Genomic DNA, 21,025 nt, shown 5'->3' with positions numbered 1-21,025 from the left:
GGCGACCGGGAGAAATTTACATGATAAGCTTTTCGACATTATTTGCTTATATGCTCAAAGGTACGTAAATTTGTTTCGTACAAATACAAAACATGTCAAATATTATTAAAGACGAAGAAATTCAGGAGCAACTGGTTAAGGCAGCGAAGCAGTTATTTGAGCTTCACGGTTTTCGCAGGGTAACCATCGACGACATCGCCAAAGCTATCGGAAAGGCCAGAAGTTCGTTGTATTATTATTATAAGACCAAAGAAGAGATCTTAGATGCAGTGATAGCAGCCGAGATCAGGGAACTGGTAAAGCTGATTGCTATCGCGATCAGCGAGGCAAAAACCTCCGAAGAAAAAATCAAAGCATTTTTCCTGACAGACCTGCGCACTATACTTGAAAAAAGAGGATTCTTTAATGCCCTGGATGAAGGCATGAATGCCGGTGAGCTTTCAGGATTTCAAAAAACCAGGTTCGCAGTCTATCAACAGGTCCGGTTACAGGAAAGCACCTTGCTCCGCCAGATCATTACGGAAGGTATCGGGCGCGGAGAGTTAATGGAGTTGGGGCAAAAAGAGAAAGAGGACTTCATATTTGTTATTTTAAGCAGCCTGCATGGCATGAAGCGCGAAATGGTGATCAAAAACGAATTTGGCAACATGGAATCCTCGGTAAATTTCCTTGTTCATTCCCTTATTCATGGATTGAAAAAATAAAAACTATATAATAAATAAAAAAATTTGCGCCGGTTTAAACATTTAGGCACAATATGCTGATAAGCTTATGAACTTAAATACAAAAAAAATAACCAATGTTTTCCGGGCGTTCCGTAACCGCAACTATAGCTTATTTTTCAGCGGGCAGTCGGTTTCGCAGATCGGCAGCTGGATGCAGCGTACCGGCGTAAGCTGGGTGGTTTATACCATGACCCATTCGGCCTTTATGCTGGGCCTCACCATATTTGTATCACAGTTCCCATCTTTTATTTTTTCCCTTCTGGGCGGGATTGTTGCTGACCGTTACAGCCGGTTCCGGGTATTGATGGCCACTCAGATTGCCTCAATGATACAGGCGGCGTTGCTGGCCTTATTAGTGTTTACGCGTCATTATACTGTTTGGGAAATATTGTTACTGAGCGGCGTTCTTGGCGTGATCAATGCCTTTGATGTACCGGCAAGGCAACCACTGATCCATGATATGGTTACAGATGAGGCAGACCTGCCCAACGCACTGGCGCTGCAGTCTTCAATGGCCAACCTGGCGCGCCTTATAGGACCCGCAATTTCGGGTTTGGTTCTGGTGAAATTTGGTGCGGGCGTGTGTTTTCTGCTGAACGCGCTCAGTTTTGTAGCGGTGACCATATCCCTGCTGCTGATCCATCTACCGGCTTATGTGCCGCCACCAGTAGAACAAAAGATGAAAACTGAACTGAGCGAGGGTTTAAATTACCTGAAAAAAACGCCCTCGATCACGATGATCCTTTTGATGCTTTGTTTTACCAGTTTACTGGTGCTTCCCTACAATACACTAATCCCCGTATTCGCGAAGGAGATCTTTAAAGGCAATGCCGCGACTTTTGGTTACATCAACAGTTTTGTCGGCGTTGGCGCCATTGCAGGATCGATCTTTCTGGCAGCTTTAAAAAAGGACGCGGACCTTCAATTTATCTTATTGGTAAACACGATCATTTTCGGGATAAGCCTGCTGGCTTTTTCACACCTGGTCAATTTTCCATTGGCCATGGTGTTTTTCGCAATGTCCGGTTTCGGCATGATGTCGCAAACCACGATCAGTATGACCCTTATCCAGCTGTATTCAGCTAAAGAAATGAGGGGGCGTGTAATGGGCTTTGCCGCGATGGCATATTTCGGCATGCTGCCGTTAGGCAGCTTGCTGATCGGGACCTTATCCCAAAAAATAGGAACACCGACAACTATCCTTTGCGAAGGTATCGTAACCCTGGTTATTGCGGCTTGCTTTTCAGGGTTTTTAACAAGCGGCCGGCGGAAATTAAAAGGCAAAAATCAATCAAATTTTAATAATTAAACAAATTTAATATGCACTGGTATCATTATTTCAGCGGTTTTTTGGCAGGGATGTTCCTTTCCAACTTTGTTCCCCATTTTGTTAAAGGCGTCTGCGGCGATCCTTTTCCCACACCATTTTCCAATCCTCATGGCAGAGGACTATCCACACCGATTGTGAACGTGCTATGGGCCCTGTTCAATTTAACAGCAGGTTTTCTGCTTTTCCGGTTCGGTAAAGTAGCTGCTGATGATAATTTATCTGTCCTCATCTGTTTTATCGGCTTTATCTGTATCAGCGTGATGAGCGCTATGAACTTTGTACATAAAGACAAAGCGTAGTTTTCGAAACCAATTTCATTCTGCAATAAAAAAGAAAGTAGAACATGAGGCAATAATATCCAACAATGCTGGCCATGGATATGCAGCAGAATGTTAGGCGAAATACCAGGGCGCTTCGCAATTGTGACTAAACATGAGCGGAAGCGCCCTTATAATGCCGTTAAGCATAATGGGCATGGTGAATCACAAACTGAGATAAAAGCTTATGTAATAGAAAACGATTAGCCCAGCAGGAAGTTTCTTTAGCAATAACCTGAATGGCGCTGAAAGCCCAGGTAGTAAGCGTAAAGTAATATTTACAGATCTGTATCAAAAAACTCTTCAATGTAAAAAAGTCCGAATTCTACCCACTCTGAGGAGCAAAGGTGGGTTAGCTGACCGATGTATTTATTTACCAAATGGTAAATAAACTGCCCGCAATAAAATCGATATTTAACTTATGGAAGAGTTCATCAATTACATATTGAAGTTTGGCAATCTGAATAAGCAGCAAACTGATTTCCTGATCAGCAAAGCAAAAACGCTGGAACTTCATAAAGATGAATATTTTTCAGAAGCCGGAAAGATCCCCCGGCAGGTTGGATTTCTACTGGAAGGGGTAATCCGTTTCTGCTATTACAACAACAAAGGCGAAGAGATCACTTATTCATTTAGTGAAGAGAATCACTTTGTTTCGGACCAGCAAAAGTTTGAGGCACAAGTGGTAGCTTCTGAGTATATACAGGCTGTTACCGATTGTAAATTGCTTGTTTTTTCAAAGAAAGATTGGGCCGAGATCGGAAATACAATAGTTGGCTGGGAAGCTATCAAAGGTCTGATAGAAAAAAATTGTTTGTTAAAAACGATTGAAAGAGAGACTGTAAAATGAACTGTGTCAGTTAAAAATTTGGATAGAATTTTTAACTTAGACATAGTAGAATGAACAAAAACAACAATTTCGATTTTGAAAGTTTCAAACGAGAGGCGATCAAGGGGATGTACGCTGGTAAACCCCTTAACGGAGAAAAGGGCATCTTTGCGCCTTTACTGAAACATTTTTTAGAAGCAGCGCTTGAGGGCGAGCTAGAAACCCATCTACAGGAAGAAAAAGCCGCAGGCTTATCCAATCGCCTTAATGGTAAAATCACGAAACGAGTTAAGAGCCTTTCGGGCGAATTTGATCTGCAAAGCAACCGGGACCGGTCTGGCAGCTTTGAACCTGTAGTGTTACCAAAGCGACAAGTGATTATAACCGAAGAACTGGAAGAGAAGGTAATCGGCTTGTATGGGCTTGGCCTGAGCACACGGGATATTTCCAAACATATCATGGAAATATATCAAATGGATATCTCTGCAACTACCTTATCCTCTATTACAGACAAAGTTATCCCAGCCATGAACGAATGGCGGCAGCGGCCACTGGAATCGGTTTATGCATTTGTATACCTGGACTGTATGCACTATAAAGTACGTGAAGGCAACGGCGTAATTACCAGGGCTGTTTACAATATTCTTGGTGTTTCCCTTCGTGGGCAAAAGGATCTGTTAGGCATGTATTTATCAGAAAGCGAAGGCGCTAAGTTCTGGCTATCGGTTTTGACCGATCTAAAGAACCGTGGTTTGCAGGATATGCTAATTGCATGCATAGATGGTTTAAAAGGCTTTCCCGAGGCCATAGCAGCCATCTTTCCAAAAACGGAGATACAGACCTGCGTTGTTCATCAGATCCGTAATAGCTTGCGCTATATTGCCGAGAAAGACAAGAAGAAATTCATGGCTGATCTTAAGCCGGTTTACCAAGCCATTAATAAAGAACAGGGCTACGAAAATCTGATTTCCCTGGATGAAAAATGGGCTAAAAAGTATCCGGTTCCGGTCGGGTCGTGGTACAATAACTGGGAAAACCTGTCAACTTTTTTTAAGTATGATGCACACATTCGCAGAGTGATCTACACAACTAACGCGGTTGAGGGCTTTCACCGCCAGGTACGCAAAGTAACTAAAACAAAGGGCGCATTCACATCAGATACAGCCTTGTTAAAGCTGGTATATCTGGTAGTCCAGAATATCTCTGAGAAATGGACAATGCCAATGCACAACTGGAGTTTGACTTTATCTCAACTTTACATTATGTTTGGCGATAGGATAGCTGGTCACCTAAATAACGGATAGATGTTGAAATGTGGGAAACTGAAGGAGTTTCCCACATTTCAACATCTTAAACAATAACAAGTTTATTTTTAGTTGACACAGTTTAGTTTACACTCCCCAGCACCCTATAATTGATTTTTTAATTAACCGATAATTTGCATCATCATGAAAAAACTTCTTTTCATCACCGGGCTGTTTATACTCTTCAGCAGCTTTTCTATATTTCAGGCAACGGCACAAACTATTAATTTTACCGAAGATTTCTCTAAGTACGAGATCGGCGCAAGCCCACGCTGTATTAAAACAAACGGCGCTGCGACGGTTGCCCACCCTACAGGCCAACAAGGTAAATGGCTGTTACTTCAAGATAACATAACCTATAAGCTTAACAGACCTGTATCTCTTCCTAAAAGCTTTACTTTCGAGTTTGATATACTGGCCAAGGCAGAACAAATCAAAGATATGTCGCCAATATCGTTCGGTTTTGTGAAAGACAATGCTGCCCGTGAGTATATCAGCAACGGCGGGGCTTTTGTTCAGCTGCATTATTATGATGCAGACGCTGTTAACATAGGCAACTATGATTTAAAAAAGGAGGCAAACACAAAGTTTGATCTTTCGGCAACAGCTAACCGCCCGTTACATGTTAAGTTGGTGGTAAGCGGTAATCAAATGGCTGTTTATCTGGATGACACCAAATTGGCAGACACATTGCTGTTTCAGTCCCAGGCAGGCCGGTATTTTTATATCAGCGGCCCTAATCAATCTGAACATGGTGCAAAGTTATTTATCAGCAATTTTAAAATTGCTGGTTCGTGATCAATGTAGGTGGCACACTTAAAATTTAACCTCTAACTAAAATGTTACTTATGAAAAAATTACAAAAATTACCTTTACTGCTAACGTTGTTTTCGCTGATTATGACGGCGTGCAAAAAAGACAAAAAAGATGATAGTACAACCACCGGGCCGTTAGGCCCCAATTACCCGCAGGTAATAAACACCATTGTAACGCCCGCTATTATTGACACCCTGAAAAAACAAGGCATGGTGATAAACGATGGCCTAACGCCACCCAATATTAATGGTATATTTTTGTTCAGCCCGGCTTATTGCACTTTTGATAACTCTGGTGGCAACGGCAAAGGTTATACTTTTGACGATTATAAACTTCAGTTTAAAGACCAGAATACAAACCAATATACCGTTAATTTAAAATATAAAGATGTAAGTAACGGCCAGGACAATGCCAGCGACGGCACGGCTACCTATATATCAGGCCAAAACAACCTATTCACCGTTTTCGCGCAAGCTAAGGGCACAGCGTCGGGCATCAACTATGTTGCGCTTGATGTTATCAGCGGCCAGGCACAGGGCACAGCGCTTAAAAATCTGGTTTGGAGCCATTACCTGGTTTCAAAAGACGGGGATGCAAGTAACATCCTTTTGGTACGGGCTGGCACAACAAGGATATTTACCGACAGAGACGGATCGTCAGATGCTCAAGCCACCTTCGATTTTCTGCCTAAGCAGATACAAAACGCAGTAACAAAAACTCTGGCAGGATCTATTAGCGCTGCAAAGTAGCTTATGATCACCAATAAAAAGAGAGGCTGTATCATGAGACCATGATGCAGCCTTTTAAAGGCGATTTATCATCTGTTGTACAATTGTTTTATTGTTTTTTTAATATCAACAAGATGCGATCAAAATGAAAAACCCCTTTCAGATAGCCCTAAATTCATTTTGTTAAACCCTAAAAAACTATGATTCAATAAAATCTTCGCACTCTTATTACTTATCCTCTTAAGGAACGCGCTTAGCTAATAAGCAAACCATGCCCGGCGCCTGTTCCGCTCAATTGATCACCGAGTTTTTAATCACTAACTTAAACCAAGTCACCCATTGTAATCACCGCCTTCCCGATAAACTTACCTTTTGGCACCTCCGTGTAAGCTTTGTTAAATGAATAAAAAGGATATACCCTACTGACCACTATAGCCATCCCCTGCTCTGCATAACCTGTAAGTTCGGCCATATATTCCGGAGAAGGTTTAAGCATCAGTAATTTATATTTTTTACTTGAAAACAAGTTGATGAAAAAAGAAACGACGATTTCTTTTGGACCGGGGGCTGTATGTATATAGGCGGACGAATGCTTCATGATTATTTTAGCTTCGCTAAAAGGCATTTTGCCTGATAGGTCAATAACAATATCATATTGTTTGTTTCCTTTTAAAATATCTTCATTCTGGTAATTGACTACAAAGTCAGCACCCCAATCTTTAACCGCCTGGATACCACTATCGCCTACTACGGTGGTTACTACGGCGCCTTTCGTTTTTGCGATTTGAGTAGCAAACATGCCGATGCCACCTGAAGCACCATTGATCAGAATTTCGTCACCTTTTTTTAACCTTACCAAAGTGTTAAATATCTGCAATGCGGCAGCGCCGACGACGGGCATAGCCGCAGCCTGTTCGAAAGAGATATTTTGCGGCTTAATGGCTATATCTTTTTCTTCGACTGAAATATATTCGGACAGCGCCCCACCTTTAAAAACATCCAGTATACCAAATACCTCATCACCTTTATTGTATTTAGTAGTAGCTGTGCCGACTTCTTCAACAACGCCCGAAAAATCAATACCGATGCCTTTGGGGAATTTACTTCCCGACATTAATTTCATTTCGCCATTGCGTATTTTCCAGTCCAGCGGGTTAATGGCTACCGCTTTAACTTTGATCAGCACGGTGGTTTCCTGAACGGTAGGAATTGGAACCTCTGCTATCTGCAATACTTCCGGGCCGCCAAATTTGGAATAAATTAGTTTTTTCATTTTGTTCTGTTGATATTGCCACTGTACATACCGTCTTTAAATACCCTTGCATTACGATCAGTTACAAATAGTATTAGATTGCAATCCTCAAAGGCTTTAAGTAGAATTCTCTCATCTTCAATAACCAGGCTTTCTCCTTTTTGGATATTGATATTTTCGTTGACGCCGAGCGATCCGTCGAATACATAGACCAGGCAGGTGGCATCTGTAATCTGTAACACCGGTAGCGATTGCTGTTTTCCTTGTTCTAATTTCATATCATAGATCCAGGTACTGCTCCTGATCTGTAAAGGAAAAGCATCACCCTTGCCAGCGACCGCCCGCCAATCATTGAGGTTTACAGCATCCGGAAACTCATGAAACTGTACCTTGGGCTTCAGACCGCCAGTTTCGGGGCGAATAAATATCTGTAAGGCGGTAAGCACGCCACCCTGCGGTAAAACGAGTTCTTCGTGCTGGAACTTCGAACCGGCATTCATCATCATCAGTCGTTTATTGGTAATGACTTCGATATTCCCTTCAGTGTCCTTATGTTCAACTACGCCACTTCTTAGATAGGTCAGTATCTCGTCATTCTGATGCGGGTGCATGGGTACTAAAGTGCCGGGAGTAACGGTGGCCTGGTCAATCCTTCCAATGGTACCGATACCCGAATCTTCGGAGCCCATTCCTTTACCTGGGAAAAGAATCTCAATGCCGAAGCCGCCGTTTTTCTTGACGATCTTTTGCTGGTTTGAAATGATTTGCAACATGATTAACTGTTTAATTTATGTTTTAAAAAGTTGCTGGCTTCCTGCATCGCCTGTTGCCCTATCGAACCTGTGCCAAAAAATCCATGCACGTTCTCATAATTTTGATAAATCGTAGCTACGCCTGCTTTTTGCAGTTTATCAGCGTAGGCTTTCCCTTCATCTCTCAGCGGATCATAGTTTGCCGTCATAATCAATGCTGGCGGCAAACCCGAAAGGTCAGCTGTTCTTAAAGGTGATGCCTCATCGGATTTAGACGGATCGGTTAGATAATTATCCCAAAACCATTTCATCATTTCGGCAGTCAACACATACCCCTCCTTGTTTTCTTCCCACGAAGCATGATATGATGAATAGTGATCTGTAACTGGATAAGTTGCAAACTGGGCTTTGAGTGCGACCCGAGCGGCCGACAGTTTTTGAGCCACCCAAATAGCCATATATCCCCCGGCGCTATCGCCGGCAACAGCCAATTTATCGCCAATGCCGTTGTAGTTTTTCGCGTTTTCAATCATCCAAAGCGTAGCCGCAACTGCGCTTTCCGGCCCTTCGGGGTATGGATGCTCCGGCGCCAGTTTATAATCTACCGACATTACCACAGCATCTGTATTGGCGCATAGCTGGCGGCAAATTTCGTCATGTGTATCTAAACTTAGCAGTACGAAACCGCCACCATGAAAATAAGCTATCACCGGGAAGGGGCCGCGGCCTTTGGGAATGTAAATCCTTACGGGAATCTGATCTTTTTCAATGATGGTATTGATCACCTGTCCAACCACTGTCGGGTTCGGGTTTGCCGGAGCCTGTTTCATCAGATCCCGGGTTTGTTGAGGTGGCAAAAGGTTTAACTTATCAAAGCCGTGTGCTTCTGCGTCGGCAATTGTTTTTTTTACTTCTTCGGATAGTGCCATTGGATTATTTTTTAAAGTTTGAATATCTTTTTATTGCTAAATGATAGGTCAAAGGTCGGCAGGAGACGAATTTTAAAATAGCGCGTTAAGTCAGAAAAATAGTCCGATCCGCCTGAAGGGCACTGAAAAAGTTCATACTTATCAAAAAGAGCCTATTTTCGTAATTGAAACCGGGCTCTTTTCTTTGATTTATTCGGGTCAGGTTTTTGTATAAACGATTCTCAAAACCTCTATTTTAGGTTTAAAACAAGCGTTTTTAGCCTAAAGGACTTTTTCAGTGCCTTCTAAACGCGTCCCTGCTTTCTAATGTGTACTATTTAAACTGTCCGAATGTAGGAATGATATCAGTCAGCAGGATTTGCATAAGCTTTCCACCGTCTTCGCTTTCCCATCTGTCAGTCAATTCGGTAATCAGCTGGTTGATCACGTTGGTGCGAACGCCGTGTTTTTCCCATGTCGCTCTGGCAACATCATCAGCTATCTCTGTTGGAGAACCTCCCGCGTCTATAACTACCTGCACATCAAAACCTTCTTCTACCATTGAAATCGATGGATACACGATGCAAACATCATTGGTTAGCCCGGCCATAATAACGTTCTTACGTCCATTTCCTGCTTTTAAAACTGCGTCTTTGAAATTCTGGTCATCCCAGGCATTGGTGATCCCGCTTCTTTTTACCCTGTTCGCATATTCTTCCGGTAATATCTCTTGCAATTCAGGCACAGTTTGTCCCTGCATGTGATCTTCCATGCTCGTGGTAAGCACGATGGGCATACCAAGCGCCCTGCCGATCTTAGCCAATGCTTTAGCGCGGCTGATGATCATTTCCTTTGGCCGGTTGGTAGCCATGGTAATCGTTCCTACCTGGTGATCGATGAGTAAAATGATCGTGTCGTCTTTTTTAAAATGTTTCATAGATCGTTTATGTTTGAATTGAGGAACCATAACCCCGCATCAGGAATGATCAGCGTGTATTGTCCATAGTTACGGAGTTTGTATGAATACGTTACTTTTGGTCGAGGTAGTTAGGGGGGTATACAATTTGCCCATGTTTTTCCGCGATGGCCTGCAATTTTTTTATGGATTCCGGGTCCATAGGCGGCGGCGGAAGGAATTCACCGGCAGCTACCGGCTCCCCTATTTCTTCGAAAAATTCTTCTAACCCGGCAGGTACAACTGTACAAAGCAAATGAGCCAATTGATCACTTACATTTTTAAAGTAATGCACCACGCCGCCTTCAGGAATAACTACAAATGAACCTTTTTTGGCAGTATAATTCCCGGCTTCAGAATGAACCTCCACCTCGCCATCGACGATATAGAAAGATTCATAGAAATTTGAATGAGAATGAGGCCCAGGGCCACTTTGAGGGGGTATCAGCATGTCGATAGTAGCAAAGGCACCGTTGGTTTGCTTACCTGAAACAAGTACGCGATAATTATCGCCTACAATCGATAGTATTTCCCCGCCCGTAGGGTCTACTGTAATTGGTGATGGTTTTGAATTTTCCATATGGGTAGTGTTTAAAATATTCGTGATTTATCTATTATCAAATTTAACTTAAGCACCAAGCATAGCCTACAAAAACAATAGTCGAAAAAGTCGCTATACGTCGGTTTTTTTAGAAAATAGTCCGATCAATCGCAAATTGATACTGCTGATTTAATATATTTAACGGATTCATTGTCTCTGCTATCAAAATGACACAAATATTTGAGTAATGGTTAAACCCGAACGGTTGATGCCTGTAGAATTCGAATTTCAAGTCATAAAAAACTATCATTTTTTGACAGCGTTTGCCAAACATTTCAGCACAATTGTGGAAGGCGACAAAGTACATCTGCCACAATGGTTGGGCGACGGGTACATCCAGCACATCAGGCTGGATGGCATGGCCCTGTTTATTCATAACTATAAATTAAAACATGATCTTATTTTAAGGCGGCAGGCTATTGCAAACACCGAAAGTATAACGCTAAAATTTGACCGGTCTAAATTCCTGTCAAAATACAGTCAGCAACAACATGATCCTTTCTTTGATGATTTAACAGGATTTGAAGTGGAAATTGGAACGTGTAACTTCAATACTGAACTAAAGATACCTGCAAACAAACAAATCAACTTTCTGATCATCGGCACCTCGCGTAGCTATCTAACAGGTTTACTCAACTCTGAAAACCGCTGTACAATTTTAGATTTAGTTAAAACCCAGCCGTCATTTGTTATTTATGATGTCATTCTTCCTGAAATGGATCATGTTATAAAGCAAATCATCAGGATCAATGGCGCTACAGAACTGCCGATGTTACTTTACAATGCAAAAGCACAGGAGTTGATTTATCATCTTTTTAAAAACTTATTTAAACGCCCCGTCATCGCTCCGGTAAATGTTAAACGGGAAGACGCCGAAAAAATTTATCTTGTCCGTTTGGCCATACTTAAGAATTTAAATAGTTGTCCGCTACTCCCGGAACTGGCTAATTTGTCAGGTTTAGGTTTAACCAAATTACAAAAGCTCTTCACGCAGGTCTTTGGACAAAGCATTCATCAATATTACCAGACCATGAGAATGATACAGGCGGCCAGCCTGCTCAGTAACCTGTCTGTATCAGAAACTGCTTATAAGCTGGGCTTTACCAATCTTAGCCATTTTACCAGGGTATTTGAACGGCATCATCAACTAAAGCCTAAACAATTTAAAAGCCGTTTGACAGGAGATACTATTTCACAATCGTAGTTTCCTTCATCTATTCAATGAACATTTATTGCCTCATCCGGCCAAATGCAACTGCTTTGATTTCTATAAAAGCACCACAATCCTGTAGCTGAATTACTTCTTTTGATTATTGATGTATTTATACTCTATGGTTAATCCTTCATAACCATAAGCGTCTGCCTTCATTTCCTGAATAGCGGTATAACTTACGGGATGAACACCTCCAAGCAAGGAACTTAAGGACTTGTGAACAGCCTCAATATAATCAGCCTTATCAACCTTAAGGTTAGTAGAATCCGATATTTTGATATGAAGATGGAAACTTTTTGTTTTTAACTCCGCCAGAGAAACAGAATTAACGAACCACAGGTAATCCGGCACGAATGAAACCGTGATTACGGTAACCTCGGGCTTTTTCTTTAAAACTTCTTTTGTAAGACGGCTGATCTCGGTGACGAGTTGTTGCGCTACAGCGGGATTTTCCGGGCCGCTTACTTTTAAATCGATTATTGGCATACTTCAATATTTAATGAAGTACAAATTTCCGTTTAAACCTGGCCTTATTTATTGATGCATGTTAAGAGTTTGATCCGGCTCAGCGATTCAGGCTTTACACCTAAATAAGAAGCAATATGATATTGCGAAACCCGCTGCTCAATTCCCGGATATAATTGCAATACATTTTCCAGCCTTTTAGCAGCGGTATTCTTCAAAAATGAGGTTTCCCGTTTACATTTTCTGATAAAGAATGTTTCCGCTATGTATTTACCCAGTTTAAGCCATTCATTATCATGTGAAACCAAGGCATGATATTGCTCCGATGTGATGTAAACTACATTTACGTTGGTCAGGGCCTGGATGTTACAATTGGTAGGACTGGATGTTAAAAAACTGGTATAAGCGCTTACAAAATCGCGCTCAAAATAAAAATCGTTGTTGAATTCGGTTAATTCATCTCCGCGTATAAATGAGCGCATAGCCCCTGAAACCACAATCCCGATAAATTGCAGGTATTACCTTCGGTAATCAGGAAGTCTTTTTTGTTTAATGATTTGCGAAACATAAGCTGCCTGAATTCTGCGACGTATCGCTCATCCAGTTCCACAACTCCCCTGAGCACGCTGTCCAATACGGTGCCTTCTTCAACCAAAAGACTTTCTTTATTCATACGGGTAATTATAGCACATATTAAAGATAAATAACAAATGATTACTTTTCTATGTTACCAATTATGTAATGATAAAAATATTTTCATTATTTTATTTTAATACTTTTACTTATGGCTAAAATTGTTGAATTAAAAACGCTCTATGAACATATAGACAATACAATAGGCGAAGCGACAAGTAACCGTGCCGGCCACATCAATATCTTCAAAATAGATGATCTTCATCTGCCGACAAACAGAAAGCCCAATTATACCAGGCGAAGCTTTTACAAGATCACCTTAATTACCGGCGAGAATAAAATCCATTATGCTGATCAATGTAAACATATAAACGGAACGGTTTTAATATTTACAAATCCCAACGTTCCTTATTTTTGGGAAACGGTGAGTGAAAGGCAAACCGGCTACATAGGCATCTTCACAGAGCCATTTTTTAACCAGTTGGGAAAAATAAAGGAGTACCCGGTTTTTCAGCTTATCGAAGAGGCTGTAATTCCATTGAGCGGGAATGAAGCTAAAATCTATACCGAGCTATTTTCCAAAATGTATAACACCCTGTATAGTAATTATCCCTTTAAATATAACCTGTTAGGCCATTTACTAATGGAAGTAGTTCACGAAGCCCAAAAAGGCTATTTATTTAAAAAAGGTACAAGCCATGGCGCTAACGCTGCCGAAAGGCTGAAAGACGCTTTCACAGGGTTATTAGAGCGCCAATTTCCGATAGAACTCAATTACCAGCTCATAAACCTAAACTCCCCGTCTGCATTTGCCGGCCAGCTCAATGTTCATGTAAACCATTTAAACAAAGTGTTAACTACAGTTACCGGGCGTACAACTACCCAATGGATCAATGACCGTATAATACAGGAAGCAAAAGTATTGTTAAAAACCACCAACTGGACGGTTTCGGAAATCGCGTATAGTCTGGGCTATAGTGAGCCTAATCAATTTTCCGCTTTTTTTAAAAACAAGACAAATATCAATGCCACCGATTTTAGAAAGAAAGTTAATGATTGATTTTGATAGATAATGGTTTCTTTTTAATAACCTGCATGGTTTCAGTTTACTGACCTTTGCTTAAAAAAAAGTATGTGGACAAAAGCAAATATCCCTGATCAAAGCGGTAAAACTATTATTGTTACCGGCGCTAATACCGGCATCGGCTACGAAACTGCGCTTGCCTTATACGAAGCAGGGGCTCATGTAGTGCTGGCTTGCCGAAGCATGGACAAAGCCATAGATGCGCAAACGAAACTGGAAGCGCTTGACGGAAAGGGCACACTGGAAATCTCGCAACTTAATCTAAGCGACCTTAACGATGTTAAGAAATTTGCAAATCAGTTTTTGAAAAGCCATAAACAATTGGATGTACTGATCAACAATGCTGGCGTAGCGAACACCGGTGAAAATGCGCCGGATAGACCTAAGACTGCCGATGGCTACGAGGAGCAATTTGGAATTAACTTTTTGGGGCATTTTGCGCTTACAGGTTGTTTATATCCTTTATTAAAAGCCACATCGGGTGCGCGTATAGTTACCGTGAGCAGCAATGGTTACCAAACTGCCCATATTGATTTTAATAATCTGCGATCCGAGAACAGTTACGATGCCATGAGGGAATACCGGCAAAGTAAATTGGCTAACTTAATGTTTGCCATAGAACTTGACCGAAGGATTAAACAAAGCGGAGACAGTGTTTTGTCCATAGCTGCTCAGCCTGGCGCCAATAAAACTGAACTGGTAAGACACATGACCGACAAGGAGATTGCAATCGGGAAAGAGCGTATCGGAGAATTCATGGAGCCTTGGCAAGGCGCCTTATCTTTACTTTATTCAGCTGTTTCACCTGACGCGCTTGGTAGTAACTTATATGAGCCAGACCAGGGCGGGTTTCGCGGATACCCAACGTTGTCTACAATAAAAGAAAATGCCCTTGACCAAGTAACCGCAACTAAACTTTGGGATTTAGCAGAAAAACTTACCGGGGTTGTGTACCTGCAATAACTCAAAAATAGCTTACCGGGGTTTCACCCTCAATGACCAAATCGACATAAGCGATTCGCAAAATGTGCGATATTGGACAAAGATGGCCCGACCGGTAAATTTTTCAAGAACGGAGGTGAGGTCCCCTGGTAAGGTATTCTTAAGAAGTGGCTATCCCTTTCGAGATAGCCACTTTCTGTTAGCAATCGCACGGATTATTTTGATTGAAATCTTTAGCCTCTAATTTCATTATAAAGCCGCTGATTTCCAGCATCCGCCATAGTCGTTTCTGTTATGAAATCCGATTTTGGCGTACGAACCTTTTTCATATTTAATAACCAATCCTTCTCCTCATCCCTGTAGCCTAAGGTCAAAATCACCGAGCTTTTATAACCGCTTCCGGTAAGTTTCAGCAATTCATCGAGCGCTTTGGAATTGAATCCTTCCATGGGTGTTGCATCTACCTTTTGTTCTGCAGCAGCAGCTATGGCCATAGCAAAAGCGATATAGCTTTGTTTTGCTGCGTGGTGAGCTTCCCATTCTTTACCTTCCGTAGCATAAAGATTTAATATGATTTTTTTATAATCGCTCATCGTTGTGCGGGGTAAATTCCGTTCATCCATGATGTAGTTGAACACTCTTGAAACTTTCTCATCAGTATATTCATCCCAGGCAGCAAAAACTAATAGATGTGAACAATCTGTGATCTGGCTTTGGTTATTGGCAATAACTTTTATTTTTTCTAATAGGGCCTTATCCGAGATCACAATAATTTTATAAGGCTGTAAACCGGAAGATGATGGGGCCAAACGGGCAGCTTCTAAAATATAATCCAATTTTTCCTGGGGTACTTTTGCACCGTTCATTTTTTTAGTGGCGTAACGCCACTGTAGATTTTCAATTAAACTCATGTCGTTTTTTTTTACAAAATTAGAGACAGCCAATTAAAAAAAGTAACTTTGTGACAAAAAGTAATAGTGACATTTGAGTAACCTAAGTAACATTTAAGTAACCAGATCGCATGGAAAAAGTAACTTCAGACTATGTATCATTAGATGATTGTGAAAAGAGAATAAGGGCCATTGATGACACGATGGACATCTTGAATGGTAAATGGAAAATTTCAATTTTATCACGTCTCCTTTATAAACCTTTGCGTTATTCAGAATTATTGAAAGCGGTTAGCGGGATATCGGGTAAAATGCTTAGCCGGGAACTACAAGAATTGGAAATGAATGGACTTATTAATAGAATAGTTGCTTCAACCAAGCCCCTGTCTGTCAGTTACGAAGTAACAGCATACGGCCTTTCGTTAAAAGTTGTGGCCGATAGCATAGCGGACTGGGGGCTAAAACATCGGGCGCAAATTATTAAATCCGGTAAATTTGTGCTTGAAAACGAAGTAAAGGATCAATATTAAATTGAAGTTAGAGCGGTCAACTATTCTGCGCGACGCAGCCAAGATCCACCTGTATTTACAATCCTCAAATCAACCATTATCAAAAACATGTTAATAGAGTTTGTTACCCAACCACAGTTTAATTTTTTGACGGCCTTTGCTGAAGCCTTAAAAGTACCTGTGGTTAATAATGACCTACAAATTCCATCTTCCCTTGGCGAAGGCTTTGTACGACGCATTGATCTAAATGATGACTTCCGCTTGCTGATACACCGCTACCGGCTAAACCAGGAGCTGATCTTAAAACGAATAGGTTCAAACGAACCGGCAAGCTTCATTAGCGTAATTTTCTATAACAATGAAGAACCGGTAAGCTTGATTACGGATGATCAGGAACAACATAGTTTTAGCCGCTATAACGATATGGCGATCCAGATCGCATCCAACAATTTAGACTCAGTGATCACTTTTCCGGCTAATACAGAGATCTATTTTACCGTAATAGGATTGAGTGCCACGCGCCTTAAAGGCTTGTTGGAACTTAATCGTCCTGATTATTTGATTGATACCATTGTTAACCCCAAAGAATCTTTTCTTTTCTATGAAAGTATGGGGACCGAAACACAAATGATACTCAAACAGCTATCAGAGCCGCAGTCAGAGAACGGGTTAGCTGGCTTTTACTATCGACTTAAAGCGGAGGCACTACTCTATCAGGTGTTTAATCAGCTGCACAACCGCCAGTCTACCAGACATAGCCCAGTTAACAAAGCCGATGCAGAAAAGCTTGCTATCATCCGGAAAGCTATACTCAGCGATCTTAGTCAACCTCCCAGCCTGCCTGATCTGGCTAAATCAGGTGGCCTAAGCGAAACCAAAATGAAAGATCTTTTCCGGCAGGTATTTGGCGATAGCATTTACAATTACTATCAAACAGCGCGGATGGAAGAAGCGGCTTACCTGCTCCGCCATAAGAACTATTCGGTGAGTGAGGCGGGCTATCAGTTAGGCTTTAGTAATTTGAGCCATTTTACCCGCTTATTTGAGCGGCACCACCAGCAAAAACCTAAAAAGTACGCATCAGGCGGATAGGACTATTTTTCAGGCGAAGCGCGCTATTTAAAATTTGGCATCCTTGCGACCTTTGATATATCATTTAAAACATAAAAACAAACGATATGAAAAAGTTACTTATGCCCTACAATAGCCAATCCCTGAATTTGAAGAATCATTTGGTGATGGCCCCCATGACCCGCAGCCGTGCTATCGGCAATATACCAAACGCCCTGATGGCAGAATACTATGGCCAGCGCAAAGGAGCTGGTTTAATCATTACCGAAGGCACCGCCCCTGCCCCGGAAGCATTGGGTTATGCCCGTATTCCGGGTATTTTTTCACCAGAACAAATTGAAGGCTGGAAATTAACAACAACCGCAGTACACCAAAACGGAACCAAGATATTTTTGCAATTGATGCATACCGGTCGTATCGGCCACCAGGCTAACCTGCCTGCGGGCGTACAGGTGGTAGGTGCATCAGCTATTGCAGCAGCCGGACAAATGCATACAGATACCGCCGGTATGCAGGATTACCCGGTGCCGGTAGCTTTATCGACCGAGGGTGTACAAGATGTGATCAGTGGATACGTAACAGCTGCTAAGAATGCTATTGCCGCAGGCTTTGATGGTGTGGAATTGCACGCCGCAAACGGTTACCTCATTGAGCAGTTCCTGAACCCGAATGTGAATGACCGTACAGATATTTATGGTGGCACCATCGAAAACAGAAGCAGGTTTGCCCTGGAAGTGGTGCAACGTGTAGCGGACGCTATCGGTAAAGAAAAAGTCGGCGTCAGAATCTCGCCTAATTCCACTCTTGGCGACCTTCAGGCTTATGACGCCGATGCTACAGAGGAAACCTATATACATTTAAGCCGGGAGTTTAACCGCATCGGGCTTGCCTATATACACATCAGCATTAATCCACAGGTGCCTGCACAAACGCTAACAGCTATCAGGACTGAATTTGTGGGAACAATTATTTACTGTAACACTTTTACTGCCGAAAAAGCGGAAGCTGAATTAAATAAAGGAGATGCGGACCTCATCGCCTTTGGCAGGGCTTTTTTAGCAAATCCTGACCTGGAACAACGCATCATCAACGGAGCAGAATTGAACGCACCCGATTTCACCACCTTGTATACACCAGGCGCTAAGGGTTATACAGATTACCCGGTTTTATTCAACTGATCCTTTCCTGGTAATTGCTTGCCGATTTAAAGATTCTGATCTCATACATGTCAATAAGTTCCCGGCAGTATCTTCTGCCGCCGGGGACTTATTAGTTGTTCTTACTGACGTTTATTCCTATTTCTTGAACTCTCCAAAATGCCAGAGTATCCCGGATGGATCATGTAAAAAAAATTCTCTGCCCCAGTGTTCTACCCGGATAGGTATAAGCTTAACCCCGGTATATTTGCTGCTCAGGTTTAAGGATAATAGCATGTCCCAGTAACGTCCAACATTTTCCACTTCTAAAAACACCATGGTATTATCTATCCAATCCTTCACAAAAGCATCCTGCAAATAAAATCCCAGTCCATCCTTTTGAAATAGAGACATGTTGGCGTTCAATATAATTTCCTGAAAGCCAAGGTCATTATAAAAGTTTCTCGACAAATTAAAATCCTTTGCACCGATAAATGGTCTTATTGATATCGCGTTCCTTTCCATATTTGCGCTGATTGGGTTTAGTTATTTGATCCAAAAGTGGATATTATAAAACCATAATACAATTGATTCAAATCAAGAACTGCTATTGCTTTTCACAAATTTCTCCCTAACCCGGCTTAAAGTCTCGGGTGTAATCTTAAGAAATGAAGCAATAAATTTCAAAGGAAACTTTTGCAGCAATTGAGGCTTGTTTTCAAACAGATATTGATACTTCTGCAATGGTGTAAGGGAATGGTCAAAAAAATAAAGTCTCGAAGTGGCCTGTTCTATAATCCTGTTCAACTGGAGAAACGCCTGCGACAGGCCAATGAGATAGTGGATTGATGCTATACTTATTTCCAACACCTCACTTTCGGTGAATGCAATAATGGCACTTTCCGATGGCGATTGGGAAACAAAACTTTTGTGGTTCAAAACCCAGTCATTTTCCACATGCAGATCCAGGATGGATTTTTCGGATCCAGGTTTTGGGTTGCATTGAATTACAGCACCTTTTATCATAAAAAAAATGGCATTGGCTATGTCGCCATCCCGGAGCAATAACTCCCCTTTGTACACCTTTCTAAACCTTGCTTCCTGCTCAAACAGGATAATATCGACATCACTGTACTGGCCGGTTGTTTTTAAAGCGTCTGAAAGTATATATTGCATCTCGTTCCCAATAAGTTGATCTTATTTCTAAATTTATCACAAAAATAAGGTATTGATTTTAGTTTTACAGTTTGATAGCATCCCGATAGGGTTAAGTCGGCACATACTTGATATCAAATTCGGATCAACAAACATGCTTATATTACATAACCGGGCCATACTTGCCTGTTTGGATGTAATTCAGCACTTTTGTCCCTCAATAAATTGATAACGTAAATAATTACAACATGGAAAAATTCAATGCTTTAAAAGAGTTGGTTGCACAAGCTGAAAATGACGCAGCAGCTTTCTACGATAAAGGCAACAAAGCGGCAGGAACAAGATTGAGAAACGCAATGCAACAACTGAAGGTAACTGCAACGGAGATCAGGAAAGAAGTAACCGATAAGAAAAACGAAGGAAAATAAGCAATCAATTGTTTTGGGAAAGCCTGCAGATTGCAGGCTTTAATTTTTTCTGTTTTAAATGCGTTTGAGAGTGTTAAAGCTATGGCGCTAAAAGCAGTAAATTTCGGATTATCGTAACCCAATAACTGACAGATTTCAATACCGATCATGGAATTTTTCAGAATTGAACCACATCCGCAACTCAAGAGGCTTATTGAGTGTTACTGGGCCGTCATTGATTCTTCAACCACGGTTAACTGTCAGAAGATTGTTCCGGATGGGTTTACAGAAATTATTTTCCATTTCGCAGATCCTTACCGCACAGATATCGGCGGCACCTGGTGCAACCAAGCCCAATCCTTATTAGCCGGACAGCTAAAGCGTTATTTCCATTTACAAAATACAGGCACCTCCGGTATGGTTGCCGTAAAATTTAAGCCACAGGCCCTGGCGCAGTTATTCGGTTTGGACATGTCTCACCTGACCGGGAAAATCATTGATCTGGAATCATTTGATTCCATGGCATTAGCCAGGCTGAAAACCGTTACACTACCATTTACCGGCGAAGCTGATCTTAAAGCAAAACTCGACCTGTTTTTCCTGGAGTACCAGGAGTTACCGGTTAACCCGATAGAGATGGCTCTGGACTTGATATTCATGAATAATGGCCGGGTTACCGTAGCAGACATGGTCAGGATTGCCGGCATCAATGAACGCAAGCTGGAACGCTTGTTTAAAAAACAAGTTGGCCTGAGTCCTAAGTATTACGCCCGGATAATCCGTTTTAACTACATCTTCCAGCTGATCAGGCTTAAAGAGGTAACCTGGAACGAAATCGTTTATAGGGCGGGGTATTACGACCAGCCCCATTTCATCCGTGACTTTAAAGCCTTTACCGGTGAGGACCCCTCTGCTTATTATTTCGACAAAGAAGATTTGGCCAATTTTTTTCTGAAGAAATGAGTCAAAGTGTCGGTTTTATACAATACTGATAGCGGTATGG

26 protein-coding genes are annotated in these 21,025 nt (G+C 41.7%); 15 read left to right on the top strand and 11 right to left on the bottom strand.

Annotation, left to right across the window (positions count from 1 at the left end):
- The first annotated feature begins 92 nt into the window (after positions 1-92).
- The 7 genes from MUCPA_RS27725 to MUCPA_RS27695 all read left to right on the top strand — a co-directional run bounded on the left by MUCPA_RS27725 (position 93) and on the right by MUCPA_RS27695 (position 6,070).
- A complete protein-coding gene (locus tag MUCPA_RS27725; RefSeq protein WP_008510983.1) occupies positions 93-704 on the top strand; it encodes a TetR/AcrR family transcriptional regulator in 612 nt (203 codons plus the stop codon).
- A 67-nt stretch (positions 705-771) separates the two neighbouring features.
- Positions 772-2,034, top strand: coding sequence for an MFS transporter (locus MUCPA_RS27720; protein ID WP_008510982.1), 1,263 nt, complete (start codon positions 772-774; stop codon positions 2,032-2,034).
- Between the two features lie 11 nt (positions 2,035-2,045).
- Positions 2,046-2,354 carry a hypothetical protein gene (locus MUCPA_RS27715; protein WP_008510981.1) on the top strand — a complete coding sequence of 103 codons (309 nt, stop codon included), beginning with the start codon at positions 2,046-2,048 and terminating at the stop codon, positions 2,352-2,354.
- 439 nt (positions 2,355-2,793) lie between these two features.
- Positions 2,794-3,222, top strand: coding sequence for a Crp/Fnr family transcriptional regulator (locus MUCPA_RS27710; RefSeq protein ID WP_008510980.1), 429 nt, complete (start codon positions 2,794-2,796; stop codon positions 3,220-3,222).
- Positions 3,223-3,272: 50 nt separating this feature from the next.
- Positions 3,273-4,505: an IS256 family transposase gene (locus MUCPA_RS27705; protein WP_008504193.1), complete on the top strand. Its 1,233-nt coding sequence runs from the start codon at positions 3,273-3,275 to the stop codon at positions 4,503-4,505.
- 144 nt (positions 4,506-4,649) lie between these two features.
- Positions 4,650-5,303, top strand: a complete 654-nt coding sequence (locus MUCPA_RS27700; RefSeq protein ID WP_008510979.1) for a hypothetical protein — start codon at positions 4,650-4,652, stop codon at positions 5,301-5,303.
- A 50-nt stretch (positions 5,304-5,353) separates the two neighbouring features.
- On the top strand, positions 5,354-6,070 hold the full coding sequence (locus tag MUCPA_RS27695; protein WP_040626542.1) for a hypothetical protein: 717 nt from the start codon (positions 5,354-5,356) through the stop codon (positions 6,068-6,070).
- A gap of 301 nt (positions 6,071-6,371) precedes the next feature.
- Here the strand turns inward: MUCPA_RS27695 and MUCPA_RS27690 are convergent, their stop codons facing one another.
- From MUCPA_RS27690 to MUCPA_RS27670, 5 genes are all read right to left on the bottom strand, one after another.
- Positions 6,372-7,322 carry an NAD(P)-dependent alcohol dehydrogenase gene (locus tag MUCPA_RS27690; protein WP_008510977.1) on the bottom strand — a complete coding sequence of 317 codons (951 nt, stop codon included), beginning with the start codon at positions 7,320-7,322 and terminating at the stop codon, positions 6,372-6,374.
- Entirely contained in the window at positions 7,319-8,074 is a 756-nt protein-coding gene (locus tag MUCPA_RS27685; protein WP_008510976.1) for a pirin family protein, read from the bottom strand. The genes MUCPA_RS27690 and MUCPA_RS27685 overlap by 4 nt, the downstream gene beginning before the upstream one ends.
- 2 nt (positions 8,075-8,076) lie before the next feature.
- Positions 8,077-8,982, bottom strand: a complete 906-nt coding sequence (locus tag MUCPA_RS27680) for an alpha/beta hydrolase (RefSeq protein ID WP_008510975.1) — start codon at positions 8,980-8,982, stop codon at positions 8,077-8,079.
- A 313-nt stretch (positions 8,983-9,295) separates the two neighbouring features.
- Positions 9,296-9,898, bottom strand: a complete 603-nt coding sequence (locus MUCPA_RS27675; RefSeq protein ID WP_008510974.1) for an isochorismatase family protein — start codon at positions 9,896-9,898, stop codon at positions 9,296-9,298.
- Positions 9,899-9,989: 91 nt separating this feature from the next.
- Positions 9,990-10,496: a cupin domain-containing protein gene (locus tag MUCPA_RS27670; RefSeq protein WP_008510973.1), complete on the bottom strand. Its 507-nt coding sequence runs from the start codon at positions 10,494-10,496 to the stop codon at positions 9,990-9,992.
- A gap of 229 nt (positions 10,497-10,725) precedes the next feature.
- On the opposite strand from MUCPA_RS27670, the gene MUCPA_RS27665 reads away from it, so the two are divergent.
- Positions 10,726-11,721, top strand: coding sequence for a helix-turn-helix transcriptional regulator (locus tag MUCPA_RS27665; protein WP_157543995.1), 996 nt, complete (start codon positions 10,726-10,728; stop codon positions 11,719-11,721).
- Positions 11,722-11,814: 93 nt separating this feature from the next.
- Here the strand turns inward: MUCPA_RS27665 and MUCPA_RS27660 are convergent, their stop codons facing one another.
- The 3 genes from MUCPA_RS27660 to MUCPA_RS38710 are packed head-to-tail and all read right to left on the bottom strand — an operon-like array spanning position 11,815 to position 12,868.
- Positions 11,815-12,216: a tautomerase family protein gene (locus MUCPA_RS27660; protein ID WP_008510971.1), complete on the bottom strand. Its 402-nt coding sequence runs from the start codon at positions 12,214-12,216 to the stop codon at positions 11,815-11,817.
- A 44-nt stretch (positions 12,217-12,260) separates the two neighbouring features.
- Positions 12,261-12,677, bottom strand: coding sequence for a Crp/Fnr family transcriptional regulator (locus tag MUCPA_RS27655; RefSeq protein WP_217220342.1), 417 nt, complete (start codon positions 12,675-12,677; stop codon positions 12,261-12,263).
- Positions 12,647-12,868 (bottom strand): hypothetical protein, encoded by a 222-nt coding sequence (locus MUCPA_RS38710; RefSeq protein WP_217220339.1) that lies wholly within the window; start codon positions 12,866-12,868, stop codon positions 12,647-12,649. Before MUCPA_RS38710 ends, MUCPA_RS27655 begins: the two co-directional genes overlap by 31 nt.
- Before the next feature lie 111 nt (positions 12,869-12,979).
- Between MUCPA_RS38710 and MUCPA_RS27650 the strand changes: the two genes are divergently transcribed.
- Complete coding sequence (locus tag MUCPA_RS27650; RefSeq protein WP_008510968.1) at positions 12,980-13,888, top strand: helix-turn-helix domain-containing protein; 909 nt, start codon at positions 12,980-12,982, stop codon at positions 13,886-13,888.
- Between the two features lie 72 nt (positions 13,889-13,960).
- Positions 13,961-14,875 (top strand): oxidoreductase, encoded by a 915-nt coding sequence (locus tag MUCPA_RS27645; protein WP_008510966.1) that lies wholly within the window; start codon positions 13,961-13,963, stop codon positions 14,873-14,875.
- A 212-nt stretch (positions 14,876-15,087) separates the two neighbouring features.
- On the opposite strand, the gene MUCPA_RS27640 is transcribed toward MUCPA_RS27645, so the two are convergent.
- On the bottom strand, positions 15,088-15,765 hold the full coding sequence (locus tag MUCPA_RS27640; protein WP_008510964.1) for a nitroreductase family protein: 678 nt from the start codon (positions 15,763-15,765) through the stop codon (positions 15,088-15,090).
- Positions 15,766-15,875: 110 nt separating this feature from the next.
- Here MUCPA_RS27640 and MUCPA_RS27635 point away from each other — a divergent pair, with 110 nt between their 5' ends.
- The 3 genes from MUCPA_RS27635 (at position 15,876) to MUCPA_RS27625 (ending at position 18,502) form a co-directional block, all read left to right on the top strand.
- On the top strand, positions 15,876-16,274 hold the full coding sequence (locus tag MUCPA_RS27635) for a winged helix-turn-helix transcriptional regulator (protein WP_008510963.1): 399 nt from the start codon (positions 15,876-15,878) through the stop codon (positions 16,272-16,274).
- An 87-nt stretch (positions 16,275-16,361) separates the two neighbouring features.
- Positions 16,362-17,345: an AraC family transcriptional regulator gene (locus MUCPA_RS27630; protein WP_008510962.1), complete on the top strand. Its 984-nt coding sequence runs from the start codon at positions 16,362-16,364 to the stop codon at positions 17,343-17,345.
- An 86-nt stretch (positions 17,346-17,431) separates the two neighbouring features.
- Positions 17,432-18,502, top strand: coding sequence for an alkene reductase (locus MUCPA_RS27625; RefSeq protein ID WP_008510961.1), 1,071 nt, complete (start codon positions 17,432-17,434; stop codon positions 18,500-18,502).
- A 117-nt stretch (positions 18,503-18,619) separates the two neighbouring features.
- Here MUCPA_RS27625 and MUCPA_RS27620 read toward each other — a convergent pair whose 3' ends face one another.
- Positions 18,620-18,985 (bottom strand): VOC family protein, encoded by a 366-nt coding sequence (locus MUCPA_RS27620; RefSeq protein ID WP_008510960.1) that lies wholly within the window; start codon positions 18,983-18,985, stop codon positions 18,620-18,622.
- A 72-nt stretch (positions 18,986-19,057) separates the two neighbouring features.
- Entirely contained in the window at positions 19,058-19,636 is a 579-nt protein-coding gene (locus MUCPA_RS27615; protein ID WP_008510959.1) for a Crp/Fnr family transcriptional regulator, read from the bottom strand.
- A 227-nt stretch (positions 19,637-19,863) separates the two neighbouring features.
- On the opposite strand from MUCPA_RS27615, the gene MUCPA_RS27610 reads away from it, so the two are divergent.
- Together MUCPA_RS27610 and MUCPA_RS27605 are read left to right on the top strand one after the other, a co-directional pair.
- Positions 19,864-20,043 (top strand): hypothetical protein, encoded by a 180-nt coding sequence (locus MUCPA_RS27610; protein WP_008510958.1) that lies wholly within the window; start codon positions 19,864-19,866, stop codon positions 20,041-20,043.
- Between the two features lie 147 nt (positions 20,044-20,190).
- Entirely contained in the window at positions 20,191-20,985 is a 795-nt protein-coding gene (locus tag MUCPA_RS27605) for a helix-turn-helix domain-containing protein (protein ID WP_008510957.1), read from the top strand.
- Positions 20,986-21,025: the final 40 nt, after the last annotated feature.

The sequence above is a fragment of the Mucilaginibacter paludis DSM 18603 genome, assembly GCF_000166195.2.
In the GTDB taxonomy this organism is placed as follows: Bacteria; Bacteroidota; Bacteroidia; order Sphingobacteriales; family Sphingobacteriaceae; genus Mucilaginibacter; species Mucilaginibacter paludis.
The sequence above is the reverse complement of the archived record's forward strand: the minus strand, read 5'-3'. Positions and strand labels throughout refer to the sequence as shown.

Bases quoted from the DNA above. Each gene is read 5' to 3' on its own strand.
- MUCPA_RS27625 (WP_008510961.1), top strand. From the start codon at position 17,432: ATGAAAAAGTTACTTATGCCCTACAATAGCCAATCCCTGAATTTGAAG.
- MUCPA_RS27650 (WP_008510968.1), top strand. From the start codon at position 12,980: ATGGCTAAAATTGTTGAATTAAAAACGCTCTATGAACATATAGACAAT.
- MUCPA_RS27630 (WP_008510962.1), top strand. From the start codon at position 16,362: ATGTTAATAGAGTTTGTTACCCAACCACAGTTTAATTTTTTGACGGCC.
- MUCPA_RS27695 (WP_040626542.1), top strand. From the start codon at position 5,354: ATGAAAAAATTACAAAAATTACCTTTACTGCTAACGTTGTTTTCGCTG.
- MUCPA_RS27620 (WP_008510960.1), bottom strand. From the start codon at position 18,985: ATGGAAAGGAACGCGATATCAATAAGACCATTTATCGGTGCAAAGGAT.
- MUCPA_RS27710 (WP_008510980.1), top strand. From the start codon at position 2,794: ATGGAAGAGTTCATCAATTACATATTGAAGTTTGGCAATCTGAATAAG.
- MUCPA_RS27670 (WP_008510973.1), bottom strand. From the start codon at position 10,496: ATGGAAAATTCAAAACCATCACCAATTACAGTAGACCCTACGGGCGGG.
- MUCPA_RS27680 (WP_008510975.1), bottom strand. From the start codon at position 8,982: ATGGCACTATCCGAAGAAGTAAAAAAAACAATTGCCGACGCAGAAGCA.
- MUCPA_RS27605 (WP_008510957.1), top strand. From the start codon at position 20,191: ATGGAATTTTTCAGAATTGAACCACATCCGCAACTCAAGAGGCTTATT.
- MUCPA_RS27610 (WP_008510958.1), top strand. From the start codon at position 19,864: ATGGAAAAATTCAATGCTTTAAAAGAGTTGGTTGCACAAGCTGAAAAT.
- MUCPA_RS27725 (WP_008510983.1), top strand. From the start codon at position 93: ATGTCAAATATTATTAAAGACGAAGAAATTCAGGAGCAACTGGTTAAG.
- MUCPA_RS27705 (WP_008504193.1), top strand. From the start codon at position 3,273: ATGAACAAAAACAACAATTTCGATTTTGAAAGTTTCAAACGAGAGGCG.
- MUCPA_RS27615 (WP_008510959.1), bottom strand. From the start codon at position 19,636: ATGCAATATATACTTTCAGACGCTTTAAAAACAACCGGCCAGTACAGT.
- MUCPA_RS27685 (WP_008510976.1), bottom strand. From the start codon at position 8,074: ATGTTGCAAATCATTTCAAACCAGCAAAAGATCGTCAAGAAAAACGGC.
- MUCPA_RS27715 (WP_008510981.1), top strand. From the start codon at position 2,046: ATGCACTGGTATCATTATTTCAGCGGTTTTTTGGCAGGGATGTTCCTT.
- MUCPA_RS27645 (WP_008510966.1), top strand. From the start codon at position 13,961: ATGTGGACAAAAGCAAATATCCCTGATCAAAGCGGTAAAACTATTATT.
- MUCPA_RS38710 (WP_217220339.1), bottom strand. From the start codon at position 12,868: ATGAATAAAGAAAGTCTTTTGGTTGAAGAAGGCACCGTATTGGACAGC.
- MUCPA_RS27720 (WP_008510982.1), top strand. From the start codon at position 772: ATGAACTTAAATACAAAAAAAATAACCAATGTTTTCCGGGCGTTCCGT.
- MUCPA_RS27690 (WP_008510977.1), bottom strand. From the start codon at position 7,322: ATGAAAAAACTAATTTATTCCAAATTTGGCGGCCCGGAAGTATTGCAG.
- MUCPA_RS27700 (WP_008510979.1), top strand. From the start codon at position 4,650: ATGAAAAAACTTCTTTTCATCACCGGGCTGTTTATACTCTTCAGCAGC.
- MUCPA_RS27635 (WP_008510963.1), top strand. From the start codon at position 15,876: ATGGAAAAAGTAACTTCAGACTATGTATCATTAGATGATTGTGAAAAG.
- MUCPA_RS27675 (WP_008510974.1), bottom strand. From the start codon at position 9,898: ATGAAACATTTTAAAAAAGACGACACGATCATTTTACTCATCGATCAC.
- MUCPA_RS27640 (WP_008510964.1), bottom strand. From the start codon at position 15,765: ATGAGTTTAATTGAAAATCTACAGTGGCGTTACGCCACTAAAAAAATG.
- MUCPA_RS27660 (WP_008510971.1), bottom strand. From the start codon at position 12,216: ATGCCAATAATCGATTTAAAAGTAAGCGGCCCGGAAAATCCCGCTGTA.
- MUCPA_RS27665 (WP_157543995.1), top strand. From the start codon at position 10,726: ATGCCTGTAGAATTCGAATTTCAAGTCATAAAAAACTATCATTTTTTG.
- MUCPA_RS27655 (WP_217220342.1), bottom strand. From the start codon at position 12,677: ATGCGCTCATTTATACGCGGAGATGAATTAACCGAATTCAACAACGAT.